The sequence below is a fragment of the Saccharothrix sp. CCNWYY140 genome (genome assembly GCF_037401995.1).
Lineage (GTDB): Bacteria > Actinomycetota > Actinomycetes > Mycobacteriales > Pseudonocardiaceae > Actinosynnema.
This window is the reverse complement of the sequence record NZ_JBBEGC010000049.1, coordinates 1-21,959: the sequence shown is the minus strand read 5'-3', so window position 1 is coordinate 21,959 and position 21,959 is coordinate 1. Positions and strand designations below refer to the sequence as shown.

The 21,959-nt window shown below is 73.4% G+C and carries 18 protein-coding genes; 8 read left to right on the top strand and 10 right to left on the bottom strand.

From position 1 onward, the window contains the following. Nucleotides 1-22: 22 nt before the first annotated feature. Both WBN91_RS21605 and WBN91_RS21600 read left to right on the top strand, forming a co-directional pair. Nucleotides 23-1,300, top strand: coding sequence for a VWA domain-containing protein (locus tag WBN91_RS21605; RefSeq protein WP_337725936.1), 1,278 nt, complete (start codon nt 23-25; stop codon nt 1,298-1,300). Between the two features lie 57 nt (nt 1,301-1,357). After that, the gene (locus WBN91_RS21600; protein WP_337725937.1) at nt 1,358-3,004 is read left to right on the top strand and encodes an outer membrane protein assembly factor BamB family protein; all 1,647 of its coding nucleotides are present in this window, start codon (nt 1,358-1,360) and stop codon (nt 3,002-3,004) included. Nucleotides 3,005-3,008: 4 nt separating this feature from the next. Here WBN91_RS21600 and WBN91_RS21595 read toward each other — a convergent pair whose 3' ends face one another. The 10 genes from WBN91_RS21595 to WBN91_RS21550 form a co-directional block, all read right to left on the bottom strand. Further along, nucleotides 3,009-3,737, bottom strand: coding sequence for an SAVMC3_10250 family protein (locus WBN91_RS21595; protein ID WP_337725938.1), 729 nt, complete (start codon nt 3,735-3,737; stop codon nt 3,009-3,011). 36 nt (nt 3,738-3,773) lie between these two features. Continuing rightward, nucleotides 3,774-5,756, bottom strand: a complete 1,983-nt coding sequence (locus WBN91_RS21590; RefSeq protein ID WP_337725939.1) for a protein kinase domain-containing protein — start codon at nt 5,754-5,756, stop codon at nt 3,774-3,776. Continuing rightward, entirely contained in the window at nt 5,749-7,608 is a 1,860-nt protein-coding gene (locus tag WBN91_RS21585; protein WP_337725940.1) for a vWA domain-containing protein, read from the bottom strand. The genes WBN91_RS21590 and WBN91_RS21585 overlap by 8 nt, the downstream gene beginning before the upstream one ends. Then, a complete protein-coding gene (locus tag WBN91_RS21580; protein ID WP_337725941.1) occupies nt 7,605-8,876 on the bottom strand; it encodes a hypothetical protein in 1,272 nt (423 codons plus the stop codon). The genes WBN91_RS21585 and WBN91_RS21580 overlap by 4 nt, the downstream gene beginning before the upstream one ends. Continuing rightward, nucleotides 8,873-10,318 carry a hypothetical protein gene (locus WBN91_RS21575; protein ID WP_337725942.1) on the bottom strand — a complete coding sequence of 482 codons (1,446 nt, stop codon included), beginning with the start codon at nt 10,316-10,318 and terminating at the stop codon, nt 8,873-8,875. The genes WBN91_RS21580 and WBN91_RS21575 overlap by 4 nt, the downstream gene beginning before the upstream one ends. A 32-nt stretch (nt 10,319-10,350) precedes the next feature. After that, a complete protein-coding gene (locus WBN91_RS21570; protein ID WP_337725943.1) occupies nt 10,351-10,566 on the bottom strand; it encodes a hypothetical protein in 216 nt (71 codons plus the stop codon). A 19-nt stretch (nt 10,567-10,585) separates the two neighbouring features. Further along, entirely contained in the window at nt 10,586-11,563 is a 978-nt protein-coding gene (locus tag WBN91_RS21565; protein WP_337725944.1) for an NAD(P)-dependent alcohol dehydrogenase, read from the bottom strand. After that, nucleotides 11,560-12,216, bottom strand: coding sequence for a DUF2306 domain-containing protein (locus WBN91_RS21560; protein ID WP_337725945.1), 657 nt, complete (start codon nt 12,214-12,216; stop codon nt 11,560-11,562). The genes WBN91_RS21565 and WBN91_RS21560 overlap by 4 nt, the downstream gene beginning before the upstream one ends. 95 nt (nt 12,217-12,311) lie before the next feature. Further along, nucleotides 12,312-12,974 (bottom strand): response regulator transcription factor, encoded by a 663-nt coding sequence (locus tag WBN91_RS21555; RefSeq protein ID WP_337725946.1) that lies wholly within the window; start codon nt 12,972-12,974, stop codon nt 12,312-12,314. Beyond that, on the bottom strand, nt 12,971-14,185 hold the full coding sequence (locus WBN91_RS21550) for a sensor histidine kinase (protein WP_337725947.1): 1,215 nt from the start codon (nt 14,183-14,185) through the stop codon (nt 12,971-12,973). The genes WBN91_RS21555 and WBN91_RS21550 overlap by 4 nt, the downstream gene beginning before the upstream one ends. A gap of 189 nt (nt 14,186-14,374) precedes the next feature. Between WBN91_RS21550 and WBN91_RS21545 the strand changes: the two genes are divergently transcribed. Genes WBN91_RS21545 through WBN91_RS21520 form a run of 6 tightly spaced genes read left to right on the top strand, consistent with a single transcriptional unit; the run spans nt 14,375 to nt 21,692 of the window. Next, a complete protein-coding gene (locus tag WBN91_RS21545; protein WP_337725948.1) occupies nt 14,375-16,300 on the top strand; it encodes a ferritin-like domain-containing protein in 1,926 nt (641 codons plus the stop codon). Beyond that, entirely contained in the window at nt 16,297-17,172 is an 876-nt protein-coding gene (gene bufB, locus WBN91_RS21540) for an MNIO family bufferin maturase (protein WP_337725950.1), read from the top strand. The genes WBN91_RS21545 and bufB overlap by 4 nt, the downstream gene beginning before the upstream one ends. Beyond that, nucleotides 17,165-18,040, top strand: a complete 876-nt coding sequence (locus tag WBN91_RS21535; protein ID WP_337725951.1) for a DNA-binding domain-containing protein — start codon at nt 17,165-17,167, stop codon at nt 18,038-18,040. Before bufB ends, WBN91_RS21535 begins: the two co-directional genes overlap by 8 nt. Next, entirely contained in the window at nt 18,037-19,365 is a 1,329-nt protein-coding gene (locus tag WBN91_RS21530; RefSeq protein WP_337725952.1) for a cytochrome P450, read from the top strand. The genes WBN91_RS21535 and WBN91_RS21530 overlap by 4 nt, the downstream gene beginning before the upstream one ends. Nucleotides 19,366-19,373: 8 nt before the next feature. Beyond that, complete coding sequence (locus WBN91_RS21525) at nt 19,374-20,465, top strand: terpene synthase family protein (RefSeq protein ID WP_337725953.1); 1,092 nt, start codon at nt 19,374-19,376, stop codon at nt 20,463-20,465. 15 nt (nt 20,466-20,480) lie between these two features. Beyond that, a complete protein-coding gene (locus tag WBN91_RS21520; protein ID WP_337725954.1) occupies nt 20,481-21,692 on the top strand; it encodes a phthiocerol/phthiodiolone dimycocerosyl transferase family protein in 1,212 nt (403 codons plus the stop codon). Nucleotides 21,693-21,959: the final 267 nt, after the last annotated feature.

The window sequence follows — 21,959 nt, the reverse complement described above, 5'->3', positions numbered from 1 at the left end:
GACGAGGAAACGAGGTGCGCGCGTGAGCCAGTCGGCGAGCTTCGAGCTCAGCGTCGACCACAACAAGTACCTGCCGGAGGGCCAACGGGTCATCGACGCGGTGATCTCGGTCAGCACGGCGGGGCAGCGCCGGGGAGCGGCGCCGACCGCGGCGCAGGTCATCATGATCGACTGCTCCAGCTCGATGGCGGACGGCAAGATCGTGGAGGCCAAGCGCGCGACCACCGTCGCCGTGGACATGCTCAACGACGGCGTGGCGTTCGCCATCGTCGCGGGCACGGAGACGGCCCACATGGTGTACCCGTCCGCCGGGATGGTCACCGCGTCCCCGGCCTCCAAGGAGGAGGCCAGGCAGGCGATCCGCAAGCTGCGGGCCTCCGGCGGCACGGCGATCGGCTCGTGGCTGGAGCTGGCGAACAAGCTGCTGGTCGCGCAGGAGGCCGAGATCAAGCACGCCATCCTGCTCACCGACGGGCACAACCAGCACGAGCAGCCCTACGAACTCGCCGCCACCCTGCAACGGTGCCGCGACCACTTCGTCTGCGACAGCCGCGGCGTCGGCAAGGGGTGGGCCGCCGAGCCGCTGGTCGCGGTCGCCGACGCCCTGCACGGCAGCGCACGCGGCCTGCCCGACGAGAAGATGCTCGTCGACGAGTTCCGCGCGATGGCCAAGGACTTCATGAGCACGACGATCGCCAACGTGGCGCTGCGGGTGCGGACCCCGAAGGGTGGCCGGGTGCGCTTCCTCAAGGAGGTGCACCCGCACCGGGTGGACCTCACCGACCGCCGCCGCGACGTGTCCGACCAGAGCGGTGACTACCCGACCGGCTCGTGGGGCGCGGAAACCCGGGACTACCACCTGTCCGTGGAACTGCCCGCGGACAACGAGATCGGCGACGAGGTGCTCGCCGCGCTGGTCAGCGTGATGAGCGGGAACACCGAACTCGCCGGCGGCGGCCTCGTGACCGCGGAGTGGACCGACGACCGGGCGCTGTCCACGATGATCGGCGAGAAGGTCGCGCACTACACCGGCCAGGTCGAACTGGGCGAAGCCATCCAGGCGGGCCTGTCGGCGATGCGCGAGGGCCGCGACGACGAGGCGGCGGCGCACTTCGGCCTGGCCGCGCAACGAGCCAAGGAGTCCGGCCGCGTGGAGACGCTGGAGATGCTCGACAAGGTCGTGCACCTGGACGACGCGGCCTCGGCCCAGGTCCGCGTCCGCCGGGACATGGAAGAGGTCGACAAGGAGATGCTGACCCTGGAGTCCCGCGCGACCAAGCGGTGGCCCGACGAGACCTGACGCCCCCGCGGAACGGTGCGGCCCGCCTGGTCGTCACAGGCGCGGGAGGTGCGGGACGTGTTGCGACACCTGACTTTGGCGGGCGCGCTGATCGCCGCCGTGGCGCCGGTGCTGCCCGGTGGCCCGGCCCGGCCGGACGACGTCGACCCGACCGTGATCGGGCTGGCCGCCGGGATCGCCGTGGCGGCGTGGCTCGCGTGCACGGCCTTCCGGGTGGTGGCGGTGCTCGGCGCGGTGGCGCTGGTCGTGGTGTGCGGGTGGCTGCTGCTGCTGGACGTGGGCACCGGGCGGGCCGGACCCCGGCTGCCGGTGCTGGCGGTCGGCGCGGCGGCGGTCGCGGTGGGCGCGGGGTGGTGCTCCCACAGCGCCACGTGCGCGGTGGGGTGGGCGGCGAAGGTGCGGCGGCCGGCGCGGTCCTGGCGGGTGACGCCGGTCGGGGTGGTGGCCGTCGTGGCGGCCCTGGTCGCGGCGGGCTTCGCCCCGGTGGGCGCGTGGCGGCTGGTGGTGCGCTCGGAGGAGCGGGACGCCCGGGACCACGCCGCGCCCCGGGTCGCGGAGCGGCCGGACGGGCGGCAGTGGTCGTGGACGCCGCCGGCCGGCGTGGTGGCGGTGACCGCCGCCGGGCACGGCGTCGTGGTGGGGCTCGGGGACGGCACCGTGGTCGCGTTGAACGGCGCGTTCGGCAGCGAGGACTGGCGGTTCGCACGGCGTGGCGCGCGGCTGGGCGCCTTGGTCGCGTCCCGGGACCGGGAGACCGTCGTGGCGGCCTTCGCCGGCCCGCGGGACAACCGGCAGCACCTGATGGTGGTGCTCGACGCGGACACCGGCCGGGTCCGGTCCGAGCGCACCGTGCGCGGCGTCGTGGCGGAGGTCGGCGAGATCGTGCCCGGGACGCGGGCGGTGGCGTTGTGGGAGGACGAGGCCGTCACCGGCTACGACCTGGCCACCGGGGAGCAGCGCTGGCGGTGGACCGCCCCGGCCGGGTGCGCCGCGCCCTACTCGCTGCCCGCGCGCGGGCGGACGACGGTCCTGGTCGGCGTGGAGTGCCCCGACGCGCTGGTGGTGCTCGCACTGGACGAGGCCGGTGGCGAGCAGCGGTGGTCGCACCGGGTGCCGTTGACCGGTGCGGTGGGGGAGCGGCGGGAGATCCGGATGCCGGCGTCGCCGGACGGGTCGCTGCTGTGGTTGCGGACGCTCGCGCCGGACGCGGCGCCCGACGCGGTGCGCGCGGGCCTGCTCGACGCCGAGGATGGCCGGCTCATCGCCCGACCGGACCCCGCCTGGTGGGGACCGGACCTGGCGGCGCTGCCCTGGTCCCTGCGCACCGACCTCGGTCCGAAGCCGGTGCTCCAGTGGGAGGAGAACGGCGAGGTGAAGGCCGTGCGGGCACTGGACCCGGCCACCGCCGCGACCACACCCCTGGACCTGGCGGCGTGCCCGAACCCGGCCGCCGAGGCCACCACGGCGACCACCTACCTGCGCGCCTGCGGCGACACCGGCCACGACCTCACCCTGGTCACCCAGGACCTGACCGGGGCGCCGCCCACCACGACCCCGTTGCGCCTGGACGGCTCGAACCTGCTCGCGCGGCTGCACCTGGTGCCCGCGTCGGGCGCGATCGTCCTGGCCCGCGCGTCCACCGGCCCGCCGGCCCCGGTGATCGGCCTGACCGACCGGTGCGCCGTCACCGCCTGCGCCGGGTGACCGCTCAGGGGCGCTCGTGCCGCACGTACAGCGGAGAGGCGAGGACCACCGGGAACGGCAGGTGGGGCGGTCGGACCACGGTGGTCACGCGGGCGCAGCCGCCCAGGAACGGGGCCGCGTCGAGGAAAGAGTCGGTTCCGGCCACCTCCCGGAACAGGGTGCGCAGGTGGTGCGGCAAGGCGTCGCCGGTGGCGGTCGAGCGGTCGAACAGGCGCCAGAACGTCCGCTCCGGGACCGACATCGCCGACCGGCCCACCGCCTCCACCACGGACTTCGCGCCGTCGAACTCGGAGAACCCGCCTGGAGTCGGAGCCACCGCTGTCCGGGTGGGGGCCGCGCCGCCGGTGACCAGGTGCCGGGCCGAGCCGTGCAGGACGATGCGGGGGGTGGCGCCGGTCGGTTCGCCGGCCTCGCAGAACAGCACCGCGCCGGCCTGCGGGTCGGGGCCGGTGACCTGGTAGCCGATCCGCCCCTCGAAGAACACCCACTCGCCCGCGCGCACGTCCCGGTCGGTGTACCAGCGGCCGGTGAGGGTGATGTGCTCCACCAGCCGGTTGAGCAGTTCGGCCTTCCGCGCGATGTCGGAGGGCTCCAGTTCCAGCGACGCCTCCACGCCGGCGACCTTGGCGGCGCCCGCCAGCTTCTTGGCGCGCATCCGCCGCCACCACGGGGCGTCGGCCGGGATGAACTGGCGCACCTTGGCGTCGGAGAGGTAGACGTACTCGTGGAACAAGGGTGTGGCCTCCGTGTCGTCGTGGGGTCTTGCCGGTCACAGGTACCCGGGCGCCGTCGACCACCGGCCGGTGAAGTCCTCGGTGGCGACCGCGACGCGGCCGTCGACGAGCGCGGCCAGCCGCAGCCGCCACGCCGCGCCCACGCCCAGCGCCACCCGGTGGCACGGCCGGTCGGTCAGCCGCTGCCACTCGGACAGCCCGGCGTCGGAGTGCGTCGCCACCCACAGCCCCTCGTCGCCCGCGACCGCGACGGTCACGCCGTCCCGGTGCCCGACGCACGCGAGGTCGGCGACCGGACCCGGCGTCTCGATCCCGCCGCCCGGTGCCCACGACCCGTGCAACTGCTCGAAGGTGATCATCCCACCCCCGTCCGCCGGCACGGCGAAGCACTGCAACTCGCCCCAGGTGTTCAGGCACAGCGCGGCCTTGACGACCCCGGTCGGGCCGAGCCGCCGCACGTCGCCCGCGGCCACGCCGACCAGTTCGCCGTCGGGTGCCACGGCCGCGACCACCGGCGAGCCGTCGGAGTCGTTGGCGGCGGCCAGCACCCGCCGCGCGTAAGGCCCGGCCGTGCCGCGGCGCACCGAACCGTCGACGCGGACCTCCACCTCGGTCAGCCGTTCGCCGACCGGGTCGATGGTGAAGGCCGCCGCCGAACCGTTGGCCAGCCGCACGGTCGCGATGCCGCCGCCCAGCGCGGCCCCGCCGACGTCCCGCCACCCGCCGGCCCGCCCGATCCACAGCCGCTGTGCCTTGTCCACCACGAAGTCCACGGTCGTGCCCGTCCCGTCGGTCGCGGACCGCAGCAGCACCGGGGCGGTCGGCGCGTCCGGGTCGGGGACCAGCGCCCACATCGCGCCCGCGCCCAACCTTGCCCGGGACAGCACGGTGGTGCCTGCCGCGCTGACGACCGTGGTGTTCGAACCGTCCACGGTCAGGTCGAGGTCGCCGTAGTGCGACGCGTTCGACCGCACGGCGGCCTTGGCGACGAGTTCCGCCACCCACCGCGTCAACGACGTCGGTCGCCGCGCGGGATCGGCGGCCAGCAGCGCGGCCACGTGGTCGGCGACGGCCGCCGGGAAGTTGGCCCGGACGAGGGTCGCGCGGCTGTCGGCCTCGGCGTTCGAGTCGTCCGGCGGCCGGCCGGTGAGCAGGAAGTGCACCACGGCGCCGAACGAGTACCGGTCCGCCGCCGGGCTGCCCCGGCCGGCTCGCGCTTCCGGTGCGGTGTAACCGGAGTTCCGGATGGCGGTGACCGGCCCGCTGCGGGTCGGCACGACGAAGGTGAAGTCGATCAGGCACACCGCGCCCGAGGGCTCGACCACCACGTTGGCCGGCGAGACGTCCCGGTGGCTGACCGCGAGCGGACCCGCGGCGATGCCGTCGAGGATCTCGGCCAGCCGCGCGGCGACCGCGCACACCTGCTCGAAGGTCGGCTGCTCCTTGAGCCAGTGCACCAGGTCCCGGCCCTCGATCCACGGCGAGACCACGTAGAGGGTCCGTGCCGCGCCCTCCTCGCCGGGCGGGTGCGGTTCCGCGCCGAGGAAGGCGTGCGTCGCGCCGACCACCCCGGCCACGGCGCGTTGCAGCTGGTCGGCCTCCTCCAACGCGTCCAGCGCGCGGGCGTGCCACCGGGCCAGCGCCTGGGCGGCCGACTCCTCGTGGTCGGCGGGCAGGTGGTCGGCGTGCAGGACCTTCACCGCCCACCGGTGCCGGGTGCTGCCGTCGCGGCGGGCGGTGCTGGCCAGCCACACCTCGCCCTCGCCGCCCCGGCCGACGCCCTGGTCCAGCCGGTACCGGTCGGGGTCGTCGGGCGGACCGACGTGGAACCCCGGCCGCGCCCGTCCGTCGTGGGCCGCCCGCCCCTCACCCGAGGCCGAACCGCCACTCCAGGCCGGACTCCCACTCCAGGCCGGACTCCCACTCCAGGCCGGACTCCCACCCGAGCCCGGACTCCCACCCGAACCCGGACCTCCACCCGAGCCCGGACCCCCACTCCAGGCCGGACCTTCACTCAAGGTAGGTGAACCCCCGCTTCGCGGTGGTCGGCGGCTGCGCGGCCGGCTCGACCGGCGGTGGCGCGGCGGGCGGCGACACCTCGGGCGGCGACACCTCGGGTCGGGCGGCGGCCAGCGTCCGGTGCAGGTCCGCCAGGACGTCGTGCACGCGCTGCATGACGGCGACCTGGGCGGCGGCCGGCGAGTCGACCGGCAGGCCGGACACCGCCGCCAGCCGCGCGTGGTCGGCGGACTGGCCGGTCACCGCCGCCGACAGCTCGTCGAGCACCGCCCGCAACGCCGTGAAGTGCCCGGAGCCGTGGCCCGGCCGCAGCCCGCCGCACAGGCCGACCAGGAACCGCGCCAGCTCGGGCTCGGCGGCCGGCAGCCGGCCGAACTCGCGGGAGGACAGCCGCATGATGCTCTCCTGCTTCCACACCGGCTTGCCCAGCACGCGTTGCGCCTCGGTGTCGCACAGGCCCGCCAGCTCGGAGATCCGGCCGCGCAGGTCGCCGCGCCGCTGGTCGAAGTCGGTCGCCCCGGCGGAGCGCAGCCGGTCCAGCGCCGCGCGGGTGTGGTCGGGCAGGGGACCGGGCCGGGGTGGTTCGGTGAGGCGTTCGCCGACCCGGTGGATGATGCCGCCGCCCAGGCCCGCGAAGTAGTCGGCCAGCACGTCGAGGCCGCCGACCGTGGTCGGGTCGCCGCCACCGACCTTCACCAGCTCCTCCAGCAGGGCGTGGTTGGGCACGATGGTCTCGTTGGGCTGGTATCGACCACGCCTGCGGAACAGCTCGGCGGTGCTGATGCCGATGGCGTGCAGCCGGATGCCGACGTCGCGGTGCAGGTGGGCGACCAGGCTCACCGGCTCCTCGACGGTGTGCACGACCTCGCCGGTGCCCCGGTCGCCCGCGGGCGACCAGTTCGCGCCGTCGCTGACCAGCACGATGAGCTTCTCGTTGCCCGGCCTGCCGTGCTGGTAGAGCAGGTTCGCGGCCTCGTGCAGGGCGTTGCCGATGTCGGTGCCGCCGTCCGGGCGCAGCAGGGCCACGGCGTGGCGGAACTCCGTCACCAGCGACTCCGGCGAGCTGCCGTCGAGTTGGGCCATCCCGCCCTGGCGCGGGAACCGGTGGCGCACCCGGGTGTTGAACTCCAGCAGTGCCAACCGGGACACCCGCCCGGAGATCTGCAACCGGATGTCGAGCAGTTCCTGGAGGGATCGCTTGAGCGCCTCCATCCGGGTGATCCAGTGCTGGGTGGACCCGAAGAGGCGGCGCGTCTCCAGGCCGACCGGCAGGTCGTCGACGGACATGGAGTTGCTGCAATCGGCCAGCACGACGATGTCCACGCCCGCGCGCACCGCGGAGGCGTGCAGCTCGACGACCGTGTCCCGGGTCAGGCTCGCCACGACGTCCGACCGGCCGCCGAGGTCGATCTCGCGGACCCGGTGCGGCACGCCGTCCACCGGCAGCGACACGTCCGTGCCGTCCGAGGGCACCCACAGCAGCGCGCCGACCAGGCCCGCGCGGGCGACGTCGCGGGCAGCCTCGGCGGGGTCGCGCTCGGTCGGCAGTTCCAGCACCAGCCGCCGCACCGGCACCGGCGTCTCCCGCTCCAGCCGCCACTGCGGGCGGTCGGCGGCGTCGACGTCCAGCGCCACGGCCAACTCCTCGTCCACGGCGACGAACCCCGGCGGCACCGCGTCGGACTCCGCCGCATAGACCGCCGCGCGCAGCCACCCGGCTCCGGTTCGGACGCTCATCAGGCAGGGACCGCTGCCGTCGCCTGCGGCGACACCGATGCGGTGACCGGAGATCGGGCCGCCGCCGGGCACCACGGCCAGGCGGTGCGAGGCCGAGTCCGCGACTGGTGTCATCCGCGCCTGCCCCCTTCGATCTTCACGTCCACCCCGAGGCCGGCCGAGTAGGCCTGGACGCTCTGCCCGCGCGGGCCGATGAACCGGCCGCGCAGGTGCTCGGGCACCTTCACGAACAGCGTGGCACGTCGGGTCACGACCCCGTCCCGCTGGATCGGCGGCTTGTACTCCGCCAGCTCGATCGCCGCCGCGACCTCGACGCCGAAGCGCGGGTCGTGCGCCCGGACCAGGCCCTTGAGCCTCTCGACGAGCCGCATGCCCTCCTGGGAGGTGGTGGCCAGGCCCGCGAGTTGCCGCTGCCACACCGGCCGCGCCTCGGAGACGGCCGCCGACGCCGCGCGGTCGCGCCCGACCTCGCGGCCGACCACGTCGAGCAGCCGGTGGATGCGCTCGTAGTCCAGCGCCAGGTCGCGGTGGCCGCCGTTGCGCAGGTTGTGCGCGAAACCCTGGAGGCTGGGCAACCGCTCCTTGCGCTTGCGGGCCGACGCGCCCACGACGATCTGGAACACCAGCTCGTCCGGCGCGACACCGCGCATCGAGCCGTGCCGGGCGCACCGGCCGAGTCCGACGCGTTCGCCGCCGAACACCTGCCAGCGCCGGGCGTGCCGGGTGCACATCCGCCGGCCGCAGCGGTCCAGGTCCCGCGACACGTGCTCGCAGCGGACCGTGCCGATGTCGGTGCAGCCGGGGGCCTCGCAGCGCGGGAAGACCTCGTCGTAGCAGGTCGGGCAGTAGTCCACGTCCGGATCACGCGGGTGCGGCCTGCGGTGGGCGGCGCACCAGGCGCGTTCCCGGCGGCACGACCGCCCGGCGCAGCGGAACACCGCGGGCGCGCCGCACTCCTGGCACGCGGGGTGGTGGTCCCGGCAGGTCGCCAGGAGCGCGCCGTCGAGGATCACGACGTGCCGGTCGCACACGCGGCTGCCGGCGTCGTCGCGGGGGCAGGACGCGCAGACGAACGGGGCGTAGCCGGTCTCGCCGGAGGCTTCGCAGTGCTTGCACCGGTAGCGCACGCGGGGTTGTTCGCGCACCGCGACGATGGCGAACCGGGTGGTGTGGTCGACCACTCCGACGCCGTCGGGCAGCCGCGCCACCTCCAGCCGCACCGACCCGTCGGGGCTGTGCAGTTCGTGCACCGGGCGTTGCGCGAGGTCGCGGCCGAGGAGAGCGGGCTCCACGGCGTCCCACAGCTCCGCGAACCCGTCCGGTGTCGTGGGAGCGTCGCGCAGGCCGCGCAGGTCCAACACGAGTTCGACGTCGCCGCTCACCGTCCGCCCCTCCGCTCGCCCTGGGGCCTGCCGTCCCGCTCGCCTTGCGGCCTGCCGTCCCGCTCGCCTTGCGGCCTGCCGTCCCGCTCGCCTTGCGGCCTGCCGTCCCGCTCGCCTTGTGGCCTGCCGCTCCGCCGGTCGCCGCCGCGCCGGTCGCCGCCGCGCCGGTCTTGCTTCGGCCGGTCGCCGCCGCGCCCCTCCTGCTTTCGGGGGGCCTGGGTCGCGGTGCCGGCCTCGGCGATCCGCTTGCGCCAGGTGCCCAGCACGACGGCCACCCGGCCGGGGAACGACTGGTCGAGCGCGGCCAGCAGCGGACCGCCCGGCGTGGCGTCGGTCAGCGCGTCGAGGCTCCGGTCCAGCAGGTGCGCATCGCCCCCGCTCGCCCAGTGCGCCAGCAGTTCCGCCTCCACCGCGCCGTGCTTGACGCCGAGGTCGGGCAGGTCGAGCGCGAGCAGGACGGGGGCCAGCTCCTCAGGTGCCGCGCCGAGGTTGCGCAGTTCGACGGCCACGTCGCCGACCACGCCGCGCACCACGTCCCGAGCCGGCCGCTTGCGCTTCTCCGCGGGGGCGGCGCGGTCGCGTCGGGCGGGTTTGCGGTCCTCCACCACCAGCCGCGCCCGCAGCCCGTCCGCCACCGCGCGCGCCCGGTTCTCCTCCAGGAGCCGCTGCGGTTCGTGCCCCGCGCGCCTGCCGTCGCGCACCATCCGCCGCGCCTGCGTGGCCAACGCCGCGAGCAGCAGCGCGTGCGCACGGGTGCCGGCGAGGGTGGCGGTGGCGTCGAGGCAGCGCACCACGACGGTGAGCGTGCCGTCGGGTTCGGCGCCGGGGGAGACGTCCATCCGGTCCAGCTGCGCCACACCGTCCCGCCGCCGCAACTCCGCCTTCACCCGGTCCAGGTGCTCGTCGGCGGTGGAGGCGAGGAACCGGGTGGCCAGGTGCGAGCGCGAGGCGGCCAGCCACCGCGACCCCGTCCGGTCCAACGGCTGCCCGACGCTGGTGACACCCCGCCCGGCTAACGCGATCAACGCGGGAACCCGGCTGCGCAACAGATTGCACAGGACTTCCTGCTCCACCGGCGACAGCACTTCCACGACATGCACGTCACCACCGAGCACACCCGGATGCCCGGACGTGCCGATTCCTGGCGCCACCAGGACACCCCCGGCCCGGCGGGCGACCTCGGCGAGCCGCCGGGTCACGTCGGCCAGCTCGGCGAACACCTCGTCCCGCGCGGCACGGCTGCCCAACCACGACAGGGGCACCCGAACGGCGAACAGCCCCGGCGTCCCCGCCACCGGCACCACCTGCGCGGGCATGCCGCCGACGCGGAACTCGCTCGCCGCGAAGGCCGCCGCCATCGCCGCCGGTTCGACCCCCAGCACCGCGAAAGCCTTGTCGAACCTCTGCCGAGCGCCACCCACCCGCGTCAAGCTGACCAACATGCACCCATGATCGGCCGTGCGAGGGCCATCCGTTACCGGAACGACGATCTTGCCCGCAGGAACCGAGCCACGATCGGGATGTCCACGACCAGGGCCGCCACCACGACCGGCAGGAAACCCACGCCGAACGCCAACATCGCACCCAGGCTCGCCGGGAACCCCGCGACGGGGATCCCATCGACGGCGGCAGCTCGGAACTCCCGGCGCTCGGCCAACACCAGCAAGGGCAGTGGGGCCGACCCGACCACCGTATCGGCCCCAGATCGTTCACACCGTGATGACGACCTTGGCCCGCGCGTGCTCCTCCTCCACGTACCGGATGGCGGCGGGCACTTCGGCGAGCCCGTAGGAGCGGTCGATGATCGGTGTGATCGTCCCGGCCTCGGCGAGTTCCCGCAGTGCCGCCAGGTTTTCCACGTTCGGGTGCGCTGCCAGCACGACTACGCGGTGCCGGCGGATGAAAGGCTTCGCCGCGCTCGCCCGCAGGATCAGACCCATCGGGCCGATCAGGCTGCCGCCGGTCGACACCCCGCCGCCGGAGAGGACGAGCGTGCCGCCGGGTTTGAGGCTGCGTCGGAGGTTTCGCAGGGAGTGGTTGCCCACGAGGTCCAGGACGACGTCGTAGCGGGCTGTGTCGCGGGTGAAGTCGTCCTGGGTGTAGTCGATGACGTGGTGTGCGCCCAGGGAAGCGACCAGGTCCACGTTGCGGGTGCTGCACACCGCGGTCACGTCCGCGCCCAGCGACCTCGCGATCTGCACGGCGAACGTGCCGACGCCGCCGGACGCGCCGTTGACCAGGACGCGGTGCCCGGCCCGCACCTGTCCCAGGCCCATGAGCGCGGTGTTGGCGGCCAGCGGGAGTGCCGCGGCCTGGTCGAAACTCAGGTTCGAGGGCTTGTGGTCCACGACGGTGGCGGGCGCGGCCACGTACTCGGCGAACGCGCCGTCCGCCTCGCCGTACACCTCGTCGCCCGGCCGGAGTCGGGTCACCTGCCGGCCCACCGCCTCGACCACGCCGGCGAAGTCGGTGCCGCGGATCATCGCCGTGGGGCGGCGCAATCCCATGATGCCGGGCATGATCCGTGCCAGGTGGGGGTCGCCGCGCATGACGTGCCAGTCGCGGGCGTTGATCGTGGCCGCGTGCACCCGCACCAGCACTTCGTGGTCCGCGGGCACGGGCTGGTCGACGTCTTCGAACTGGAGCACGTCGGGACCGCCGTAGCGGTGCTGCGTGATCGCTTTCACCGCCGCCTCACCGCAGGTCGGCGGATGACCCACTCGGCCACGGCGATGTTGATCAGCCACCCGGCGAGCATCAGGAATGCCTCCGCGATCGGGCCGGAGGTGCCGACGGCCAGTTGCCACACCCCGAGGGTGAACGCCTGCGTGCCCGCGCCCAGGGCGATCGCGTACGCGCGGACCATCCACCGGCGGTGGCGGACGACCTCGCGGCGGCGGATCGCGGTGAAGCCGAGGACCAGGAACACCACCCACGCCGTGCCGGCCGCGAGCCGGAAGCCGGTGAGCAGCGGGCTGATGTCCGGGCGGTGCTGGAACAGCGACAGCCACACGCCCGACAGGGCCGCGACAATCCCGGCGACGACCAGCACCCGTCCCGCCGCCCGGTGCCAGCCGCGGTGCCGGGCGCGGAACCCGGGCGCGAACTGGAGGGCGCCGACGACGGAGTACACGATGACGGTGACGATGTGCGCTATCAGGAAACCCGGCGCGCTGGCGTAGTCCCGCCCGCCGTCAGGCACGAGTTGCGGGCCGCCGCCCAGCTCGACCAGGCGGAGGCCGCCGGCCACCACGGGGACCAGGCTGAGCGCGATGAGCCCGGCCGGCACGAGCCACTCTCTTCGGAACCTGGTGCGGTGGTGCGGTGTTGTCGTGGTCATGCCCAGATCGTGGCCGCCGGGGTGGTCCCGGATCATCGGGCGTTGGACCACCCTTCCGGTCGGCCGGAAGACCGGTGGGTGGCTAGTACTTTCGGCTACCGGCCGCGTCGGACCCGGTCGGTTTCGTAGGCCCAGATGGCGATTTCCACCCGGTTGCGCACGCCGAGCTTGTTCATCAGGCTCGCCACGTGGGTCTTGACCGTGCTCAGCGTGATGTGGAGCCGGCCCGCGATCTCGCTGTTGGTGCTCCCGGCCGCCACGGCGGCGAGCACCTGTTCCTCCCGCTCGGTCAGCGGCTCGATCGGCTGCACGGGCGTGGACGGCGGTGCGGAGCCCGCGAACGCGTCCAGCAGGCGCGCGGTGACGCTCGGGGCGATCAGCGCCTCCCCGTTCGCGGCGGCGTGCACGGCCTGGGCCAGCAGACCGGGTCCCGCGTCCTTGAGCAGGAAGCCCTTGGCTCCCGCGCGCAGCGCCGCGTAGACGTACTCGTCCAGGTCGAAGGTGGTGATCACGACGACCGCCACCGGGTCGGCGACCCCCGGCCCGGCGAGGGCGCGGGTGGCCTCGATGCCGTCGACCACGGGCATCCGGATGTCGAACAGGCACACGTCGGGCCGCAGCCGCCGGGCCAGCTCGACGGCCTCCCGACCGTCCGCCGCCGCGCCGACCACCTCGATGCCGGGTTGGGCGTCGAGGATCATCGTGAGGCCGGTGCGGATGATCTCCTGGTCGTCGGCGACGACCACGGTGGTGGTCATGCGGTCCTCCCGACACGCGGCAGCACGGCGGTCACGGTCCAGCCGCGATCGGGGTTGGGACCCGCCTCGCAGGTGCCGCCGAGCAGGTCGGCGCGCTCGGCCATGCCGATCAGCCCGTGCCCGCGCGTGGCGGTCGGGCGGCTGGGGCGCTCGCCGTCGTCGGTCACCCACAGGCGCACCGCGCGGTCGTCGACGACCACCCGGACCCCGATCCGGGAGGCGTGCCGGGCGTGCCGCCGGGCGTTGGTGACCGACTCCTGGGCGAGCCGGTAGACCGCGGTCCCGACCGAGGGCGACAGGTCCTCGACGTCCCCGACGACCTCCACGTCCACAACCGGCCCGAACGGTGACGCCAGCCGGTCGAGGTCGGCCACGCCGGGGTTCGGCGCCAAGTCGGCCAGGCCGAGGCGCGATGTCGGGTCGGCCGGCGTCTGGTCGGCCGCGCCAGAGAGGTCGGCCGTGCCGGAGTGGGGCGCGAGGTCGGCCGGCTCGGCGTGGCGCAGGAGGCGGACCATGCTGCGCATCTCGGCCAGCGCCCGGGACGCCTCGGCCTCGATCACGCGCAGGGCGTCGACCGCGGCCCCCGGGTTGGTGTCCGCGGTGGCCAGGCCGGCCTGGGCCCGGATGGCCATCGCCGAGACGTGGTGGGCGACGGTGTCGTGCAGGTCGCGGGCCAGCCGCTCCCGTTCCAGCAGCTTCACCCGGTCGAGCTCGCGCAGCCGCCCCTTGACGCGCAGCCGCAGCGTGGTGCCGAGGGTGGCGGTCGTCGACAGGATCACCAGGCCGGCGAGCCCGTCGGAGAGGCTCGTGTGGCCCAGCAGCATCGACGAGCCGACGTTGGCCAGGACGACCAGCGAGCCCAGCACCGCCTCCCGCCCGGACCCCCACCGGAACAGCGAGTACGGCAGCAGCAGGAAGTACACCATCGTGGACATCTGGAGTTCGTGACCGACCAGCGCCGAGGCCAGCCCGCCGACGCCGAAGGCGATCACCACCATCAGCAGCGGCCGGGTCCGCCGCCACCGCAACGTCGGCAGCAGCCCCACGACGACGACCACCGCGACGACCGGCGAGGCGAGATCACGCCGCAGCACCCCTTCGAGCACCCCCGCCACGGCGAGCACGCCGATGAGCGCCCAGTCCCACCGGGCGCGCGACGGCGGGTTCGGCGGGCGTGGCTCGTCCCGGATGGAGCGGAAGAACTCGTGCACCGAGTCATGGTATGCGAGCGGGTCACACCGCAGATCAGCCGAAAGTACGACCCCGGCGCAGTGGTCGACACAATGCGTCAAAACCGCCCTGACGAAATTCGCTCAACCGTGTAAGCCGGCATCGCGCCGAACCTTCTATGGTCGAATCAGGTTCGCCTGCCACGCGGCACACCGATCGGAAGGCTGGACATGGATCACGCCGTCACGACCGAAACCGTCACCACGCCCCGTCCGCCCGAATGCCGGGAAGCGGACATCGCGGCGTTGCAGGCGATCGCCCAAGCCGCCGTGAACGTCGAACTGTTCACGATCCCGCTCTACATGTGCGCGATGACCTCGATCCAGGGCATGCACCAGATCACCGGCAAGGACGAAACCTTCTACCGTGGACGCCTGTGGCCCGGGGCGGCCACCACGGCACATCCGAAAACACCGAACGAAAAGGCGTACAACATCATCTTCTCGGTGTTCATCGAGGAGATGCTGCACGTCCAGATGGCGGCGAACCTCGCCACCCGCGTCGGCGTCCAACCGACCTTCACCAGCCCTCTGCTGCAAAACTCCTCGTACGGCTGGACGTGCTACGGGCCGAACAACACGGTGATCCCGCACATCGTCGATCTCCGCGACACCAAGAACGCCAAGGACGTCAAAGTCGACATCGGCCCTGTCGACCCCGCGCAAATGCGCCTGTTCCGGGTGATCGAACAACCCGAGAAACAAGCCCGCGAGAACATCGAGCCCGGAGCCGAGCACAAGTACTTCCCCCAGGCCCCCTTCCCGGACTGGAAGGTGGGCATGACGGAGAAGGACCTGCCGATGTTCGGCACGATCGGGCAGATGTACCTGTGCTATTACGACTACCTCAACCTGTCCTACCAGGACGACCCCGGCACGAAGTTGTGGGAGCACGTCTACGACCACACCGCCCTGCAACGGGACCTGTTCAACGTCGAGAAACCGCACGGCCACCCGGAACGGGAGTTCCCCGGCTTCGACACGACCATCAGCCGCCCGTCGCTGCGCGTGGTGTGGGACATGATCAGCGCCATCACCGACCAGGGCGAGGGCGGCGAACTGCCGCGCCCGCGCCCGATGAAGGTCGAGGACCAGTACCAGGCCTCGCTGAAGGCGTTGAAGGCCGACTACCCCAGCTTCACCGACTCCGGTGCGCCCACGGACTCCCGGGACGCCACCGCCCGGTACGACAACGGCAAGAACGACCACTACGAACGCTTCGCCGAGATCGAAGGGCTGATGGGCCAGGACGGTTTCGTGACCTGGCCGCGGTGGCGCAGGCTGGAGGAACGGCCGTGGCAGGCCGCCGACCTGACCACCGGGGCGCCCAACGACTACAACCTGCCCAGCCCGGAGTTCATCGCCGAGGCGATGAACGAACTGGGTCTCGACGAGTCGATGTACCACACGATCAGCCAGGCGGCCGTGGGGTCGATCGCCGGCATCACGACGGTCCTGAACAACTACTGGGCCGACAGCTCGGTGCTGTTCCCGTACCCGTCGATGGCCGGTTCGGGCGACCGGATGGCGATCTGCTGGGCGATGTTCCGCAAGGCGCCCGACCTCAGCGGCGGGCCGGCGCGGGGGAGCGCCCTGCTGCACGCCTGCCAGGGCCTGGACCTGACCAACCGCTCGGGCGTGCCCAACGACTGCGCGGCGGTGGACGTCTTCCACTCCTGCCGCGGGTCCAACGCCTGCAAGGCCCAGGGCGGGTGCGGGTTCGTGCAGAACGACAGCGGTGGCGGGAGCTGCGGTTTCGCGCTGGTGAAGGAGAAGAGCGCCGACGACCCGGCCCGGGACGGCCAGCAGACGGTGTACTCCGCGCCCGGCGACAACAAGTGCGGCGCGTTCGGCGGGTGCGCGGTGCCCATCTCGGCGTCGCAGGTGCTGCCGCAGGGCGGGACCATGCGGCTGTACGACTTCGTCGGCGAGAACCACAACGCCACGCCCATCGGCAAGTTGACGTTCGAACGGGGCGAGAAGGTGCACGACGTCGCCTATCGCGCGTACCAGGCCGTGATGGAGCACCGCGGGTCGCCCGTGCCGCCGAAACCGGCACCGAACCGGGTGCGGCTGGCGTTCCCGCCGTCGACGTGAGCGGGGTGCCGCCCCGGCTGGGGCTGCCGAACCTGGGCGACGGCGTCGGGCTGCGCGAGGTCCACTTCCGCCACCTGCTGGACACGCCGCCCGAGGCGTGGGACGTCGACTGGTTCGAGGTCATCAGCGAGAACTTCTTCGACGACCACGGGTTCGCCGCGCACGTCCTGGACCACGTGGCGGCGCACCGCCCGGTGGTGATGCACGGGGTGTCGCTGTCCATCGGCAGCACCGACCCGCTGGACTACGGGTACCTGGGCAAGCTGGGCGCGTTGGCCGACCGGGTGCGCCCGGCGTGGATCTCCGACCACCTGTGCTGGACCGGGGTGAACGGGGTGACCAGCCACGACCTGCTGCCGATGCCGTTGACCCGGCGCAGCCTCGCGCACGTGGCCGACCGGGTGCGGGCGGTGCAGGACCACCTGGGCCGCCCGCTGGTGCTGGAGAACCCCAGCAGCTACCTGGAGTTCCTGGCGTCGGAGCTGCCCGAGTGGGCGTTCCTGGGGCGGCTGGCGCAGGACACCGGGTGCGGGTTGCTGCTGGACGTGAACAACGTCTTCGTCAGCGCCACCAACCACGGGTTCGACCCCGAGCGGTACATCCGGGAGCTGCCGGCGGAGCACATCGTGCAGGTCCACCTCGCCGGCCCCAGCGACCACGGCGACTACCTGCTGGACACCCACGACCGTCCCGTGCCCGACCGCGTGTGGCCGCTGTACGCGCTGGCCCAGCAGCGGACCGGCGGGGTGGCGACGCTGCTGGAGTGGGACGCCGACATCCCGCCGTTCCCGGACTTGGTCGCCGAGCTGGCCAAGGCGGCCCGGGTGCGGGCCGGGTATCTGCCGCCGGCGGGGGAGTGGGCGCGTGCGTGAGCCGGACTTGGCCGACCTCCAGCGCTGGCTGCTGACCGCGTGCACCGGCGGACAGCTGTCCCGCCGTCCGTCCGAAGTCGTGCGGGATTCCGGTCGCCTGACGGCCGAAGACCGCGTCGCCATCTACGCGCGGGGTTATCGCGCACGGCTGCGCGAGTGCCTCAAGTCCGAGTTCAGCGTCCTCCACGCCCTGGTCGGCGACCAGGTGTTCGCTCTGTTCGCCGACGCCTACATCGCCGCCCACCCGCCGGCTTCGTACTCGATGGCCGACCTGGGCGCAGCCTTCGCCGACTTCCTCCACCACACCCGCCCCCAACCGCTGTCTCCACCCGGTTCCCCCGACGCCCTACCCACCGCCCTGGCCCGCCTGGACCGCGCCCGCTCGGAGTCCCGCCGCGCCGCCGGCGTCGAGTCGGACCCGACACACCGACCAATCGACCCGGTACTGCTCATGACCACTCCCGACCTACCCCTGCGCACCCCACCCACCCTGCGCCTGCTGCACCTGGACTTCGCCCTCCTGGACACCGTCACCGCCGCAGACCACGGCCACCACCCACCCGTACCCACTCCGCAAGACACCCACTACGCGGTGACCCGCACCAACTACCGCGTCCACCTCCACGCCCTCACCCCGTGGCAACACACCTTCCTGCACACCGCCACCAACACCACCCTGCACACCGCCACCACCACAACCGCCCACGCCCACGGCCTTCCCGTGCCCCGGGTACTGGCCGGCCTGTTCACCTGGCTGCCCTGGGCGGTGGAAGCGGGAATGGTGACCGCGCCACCCGATCGACGGGCACCTGATCGCGTGGTTCCGGCGTGCGGGAGTGGTGCGGCGAGCTCAGGGTGGATCGCATGACGGCGGTGGCGCCGGGGCGGTGGCCGGTGGTGGGGCATGCGTGGCCGATGATGCGGGATCCTGTGCGGTTCACCGGGGGCTTGTCCGGGTTCGGGGATCTCGTCGAGGTGCGGTTGGGGCCGGTGCGGGCGGTGGTGCCGTGTCATCCCGAGTTGTTGTGGCGGGTGTTGACCGACGACCGGGTCTTCGACAAGGGCGGGCCGCTGTTCGACCGGGTCCGTGCCACGATCGGCAACGGGGTCGGCAGTTGTCCGCACGCCCAGCACCGCAGGCAGCGCCGGTTGATCCAGCCCTCGCTGCACCACGCGCGGCTGGGGCGGTACGCGGAGGTCATGGCGGAGGAGGCGGCGGCGCTGTCCTCGGGGTGGCGGGACGGGCAGGTGGTCGACGTCTACCCGGCGTTGTTCGGCGCCGCGTTGCGCACGGTGCTGCGCTGCCTGTTCACCACGACCGCCGACGACGCGGCGGTGGACCGGATGCGGCGGTCGGTGGAGACGCTGCTGCACCAGATCACCGCGCGGATGTTCGTGCCCGATGTCCTGCAACGGCTGCCGATCCCGGTCAACCGCCGCTTCGACCGGTCCCTGGAGAGCCTGCGCCGCGACATCGACGCCCTGATCGCGGACTACCGCCGGGGCGGCGATCGAGGCGACCTGCTGTCCGCCCTGCTGGCCGCTCGCGACGAGGACGGGTCCGGCGGCGGCCTGTCCGACGACGAGGTCAGCGACCAGGTGCTGACCATGCTGGTCGCCGGGTCCGACAGCGTCGCCGCGACGGTGTCCTGGGCGCTGCACCTGCTCGACCGGCACCCCGACGCGCTGGCCGCGCTGCGCCGGGAGGTGGACGAGGTGCTGGGCGGCGAGCCCGCCCGCCCCGCCGACCTGCCCCGGCTGCCTCACACCGGCCGGGTGGTCACCGAGGCGCTGCGCCTCTACCCGCCGGGGTGGCTGTTCACCCGCATCACCACCGAGGACATCGAGCTGGGCGGCCACCGGCTCCCCGCCGGCACCACGGTCGCGTTCTGCCCGTCCGCGGTGCACCTGCGGGCCGGTGTGCACGACCGGCCCGACGCGTTCGACCCGGACCGGTGGCTGCCCGAGCGGACCCGGCACCTGCCGCGCGGCGCGTTCGTGACCTTCGGCGCCGGGGCCCGCAAGTGCGCCGGCCAGGAGTTCGGCCTGACCGAGAGCAGCCTGCTGCTGGCCACCCTGGTGTCCCGGTGGCGGCTGCGCGGCGCTGCGGGCAGCGACCCCCGCCCGGTCGCCCTGTCCACCGCTCTGCGCCCGCGTCGGCTGCTGCTCGCGCTGTCCTCGACCGGGAGGTGACCCACGACGTGCGGTCCGACCAGGCGCTGACGGTCGAGCTACCGCCGCGCTACTGCCCCCTGCCGCCGGAACGCCACCCCGACGAAGCCCTGCTGGCCCGGCGGACCGCCGACTGGATCTCCGGTTTCGGGCTCGACCTGTCGCCCCAGCGGCGCGACCGGTTGCGCGGCAACGACTGTCCCGGCTTCTACGGCCGGATCATGCCCCACGCGGACACCGACCGGCTGCAACTGGCGGTGGACTGGTGCACGGTGATGTTCCACTTCGACGACGCCCACTGCGACGAAGGCCCACCCGGTCGACGACTCGGCCAGTTCACCGATCTCGCCACCAGGATCGTCCGCGTGCTCGAAGTCCCCGACACCCCGCTCGACGGCACCGCCCTGCTCGCCCCGGTGCGCGACCTCGCCCGCCGAGCCGCGCGGTGGGCCACCCCGACCCAGCGGCGGCGGTGCGTCGAGGCGCACCGCGCGTGGTTCCTGGCCGTGCTGTGGGAGCTCGGACACCGTGCCGCCGCGAGCACACCCAGCCTCGACGACTACGCGCACCTGCGCCAGCACACCGCCGCCGGCGCGGCCACCCTGTCCTGGGCCGAGATCGTCGACGGCGAGGAGGTCCCCGAGCGCGAGCTGACCGCGCCGGCCGTGCGCGCCCTGACCGAACTGGCCTTCACCACCGCGGCCTTCGACGACGACCTGTTCTCCTACGGCAAGGAACTCTGGTTCGCCCATGCCGAGGGGACCCCGCCCTCAGGCTTGAGCCTGGTGGAGATCCTGCGCCGCGAACACCGTCTGTCCACATCGGACGCCATCGCCCGAGCGGTGGACCTGTGCGACCGGCTCACCCACCGGTTCTACGCCCTGCACGAGCGGGTCGTGCCGCGCGCGAGCACACCCCTGCGCGCCTACCTCGACCACCTGGCCCACCTGTTACCCGGCAACCTCGACTGGGGCCTGCACGCCGACCGCTACCGCGACCCCGACGGCCGCCACCCCGACGCCGTCGCCACGATCGCCGCCACCACCCGCACCCCGCCCCTCGACACGTCGCCGCCGCCGATCCCATCGATCTCGTGGTGGTGGGACCCCGACCTGTCCTGACCGAAAGGGGCGCCGATGCCGGGCCGTGCTCTCTCCGCCGTCGAGGAGTTCGTTGCGCGCACCGGCACGCCGGTGGTCTCCGGCGCCACCATCCACGGCCCACTGGACACCGACGCCCTCGCCCGCGCGGTGCGCTTGTTGTGCGACCGGCACCCCGTCCTCACCCACCGCATCATCCGGGATGGGACACGGCACCGGCTCACCCCGGCACTAGACCACCCTCCGCAGCTGCGCCACACCAGCCCGGACGAGCCCTTCGACACACCTTTCGCCCCTGGTGACCCGCTGCTGCGCGCCACCCTCGCCCGCCACCCGGACGGCACCCACCGACTAGTCCTGGCCGTCCACCACGCCATCAGCGACGGCGTCTCCGCCGTGACGCTGGCCTCCGAGCTGTGGCAGACCCACACCGCGCTCGTCACCGGCACCCACAAGCCCGTCCCACCCGAGCCCGAACCACACCCCGCCACAGACGACCTGCTAGCCCACCGCCACCCACCGCTGAAGGTCGCCACCTGGCTCGCCGGCCAAGCTGTCCACCTGGCGACGCACCGCGGTGCACGACTACCCGGCCGCCGAACGACGCCACCCGAACCCGGTGCCCACCTGCACACCGTCGAACTGACCACCGCACAAGCACAGGGGCTCTACCGCACCGCCCGCCGGTACGGCACCACCACGACCGCCTTGCTGTGCTCGATCATCCTGCTGGCCGCCCACACCCGGCTCCGCCCGGCCCGCCGCCGCCTGTCCCTGGGCGTCACGATCACCCTGCGCCCCTGCACTACTCCGCCCATCCCCGCGCACCACGTGGTCACCGCGACCTCGTTCGTACCCATCACCGCCAAGGTCGGCACCGACGACACGCCAGCCACCCTCGGCCCCCTCATCGACCACCAGTTCACCGCCGCCCGAACAACCTCCCACGCCGAGCGGCAAGCGGTGGCCCTCCGCTACCTGCTCCACGCACCCACGCCGATCCCGTACACGATGATGGTCACCAACATGGCCACCCAGCGCCTCCGCCTGACGCTCCCACCCGGCATCAACCTGACCGACGTGTTCGGCTACGCCCCACCGCCTGGTCCTCTCCCTGCTGTGTTCATCACCCGCGTCGACCACACCCTGGCCCTACACCTGGCCACACCCCGCACCTGGTTCGACACCGACCAGGCCGCACACCTGGCCCACGCCCTGGCTCGACAACTCGACACCACCCTCGGGTAGCCCCCCGGCCGGTGCACGGGTGGCACCGGCGGCCCTGGACCCCTAAACCCCAGGCCCTCTGGACGAGCAATGCGCAACTCGGTACCGCCGGCCGCAGGTCCGCCCGACCCACCACTCAACGGCCGCGCGCTTTTCCGCCGAAGGCGCGCCGCTTTTCCGCCGAAGGCGCGCTTTTCCGCCGAAGGCGTTACGCCCGAAGGGCGGGAGCTCTTGCGTTCCGCCAAGCGGCAGCGACCACGGGAAGGGCCTCGGTTTCTTTCCCCGTCC

Coding starts and splice junctions, on each gene's coding strand:
- WBN91_RS21520 (WP_337725954.1), top strand. CDS start 20,481: ATGCCGGGCCGTGCTCTCTCCGCCGTCGAGGAGTTCGTTGCGCGCACC.
- WBN91_RS21560 (WP_337725945.1), bottom strand. CDS start 12,216: ATGACCACGACAACACCGCACCACCGCACCAGGTTCCGAAGAGAGTGG.
- WBN91_RS21575 (WP_337725942.1), bottom strand. CDS start 10,318: ATGTTGGTCAGCTTGACGCGGGTGGGTGGCGCTCGGCAGAGGTTCGAC.
- WBN91_RS21530 (WP_337725952.1), top strand. CDS start 18,037: ATGACGGCGGTGGCGCCGGGGCGGTGGCCGGTGGTGGGGCATGCGTGG.
- WBN91_RS21555 (WP_337725946.1), bottom strand. CDS start 12,974: ATGACCACCACCGTGGTCGTCGCCGACGACCAGGAGATCATCCGCACC.
- WBN91_RS21545 (WP_337725948.1), top strand. CDS start 14,375: ATGGATCACGCCGTCACGACCGAAACCGTCACCACGCCCCGTCCGCCC.
- WBN91_RS21585 (WP_337725940.1), bottom strand. CDS start 7,608: ATGACACCAGTCGCGGACTCGGCCTCGCACCGCCTGGCCGTGGTGCCC.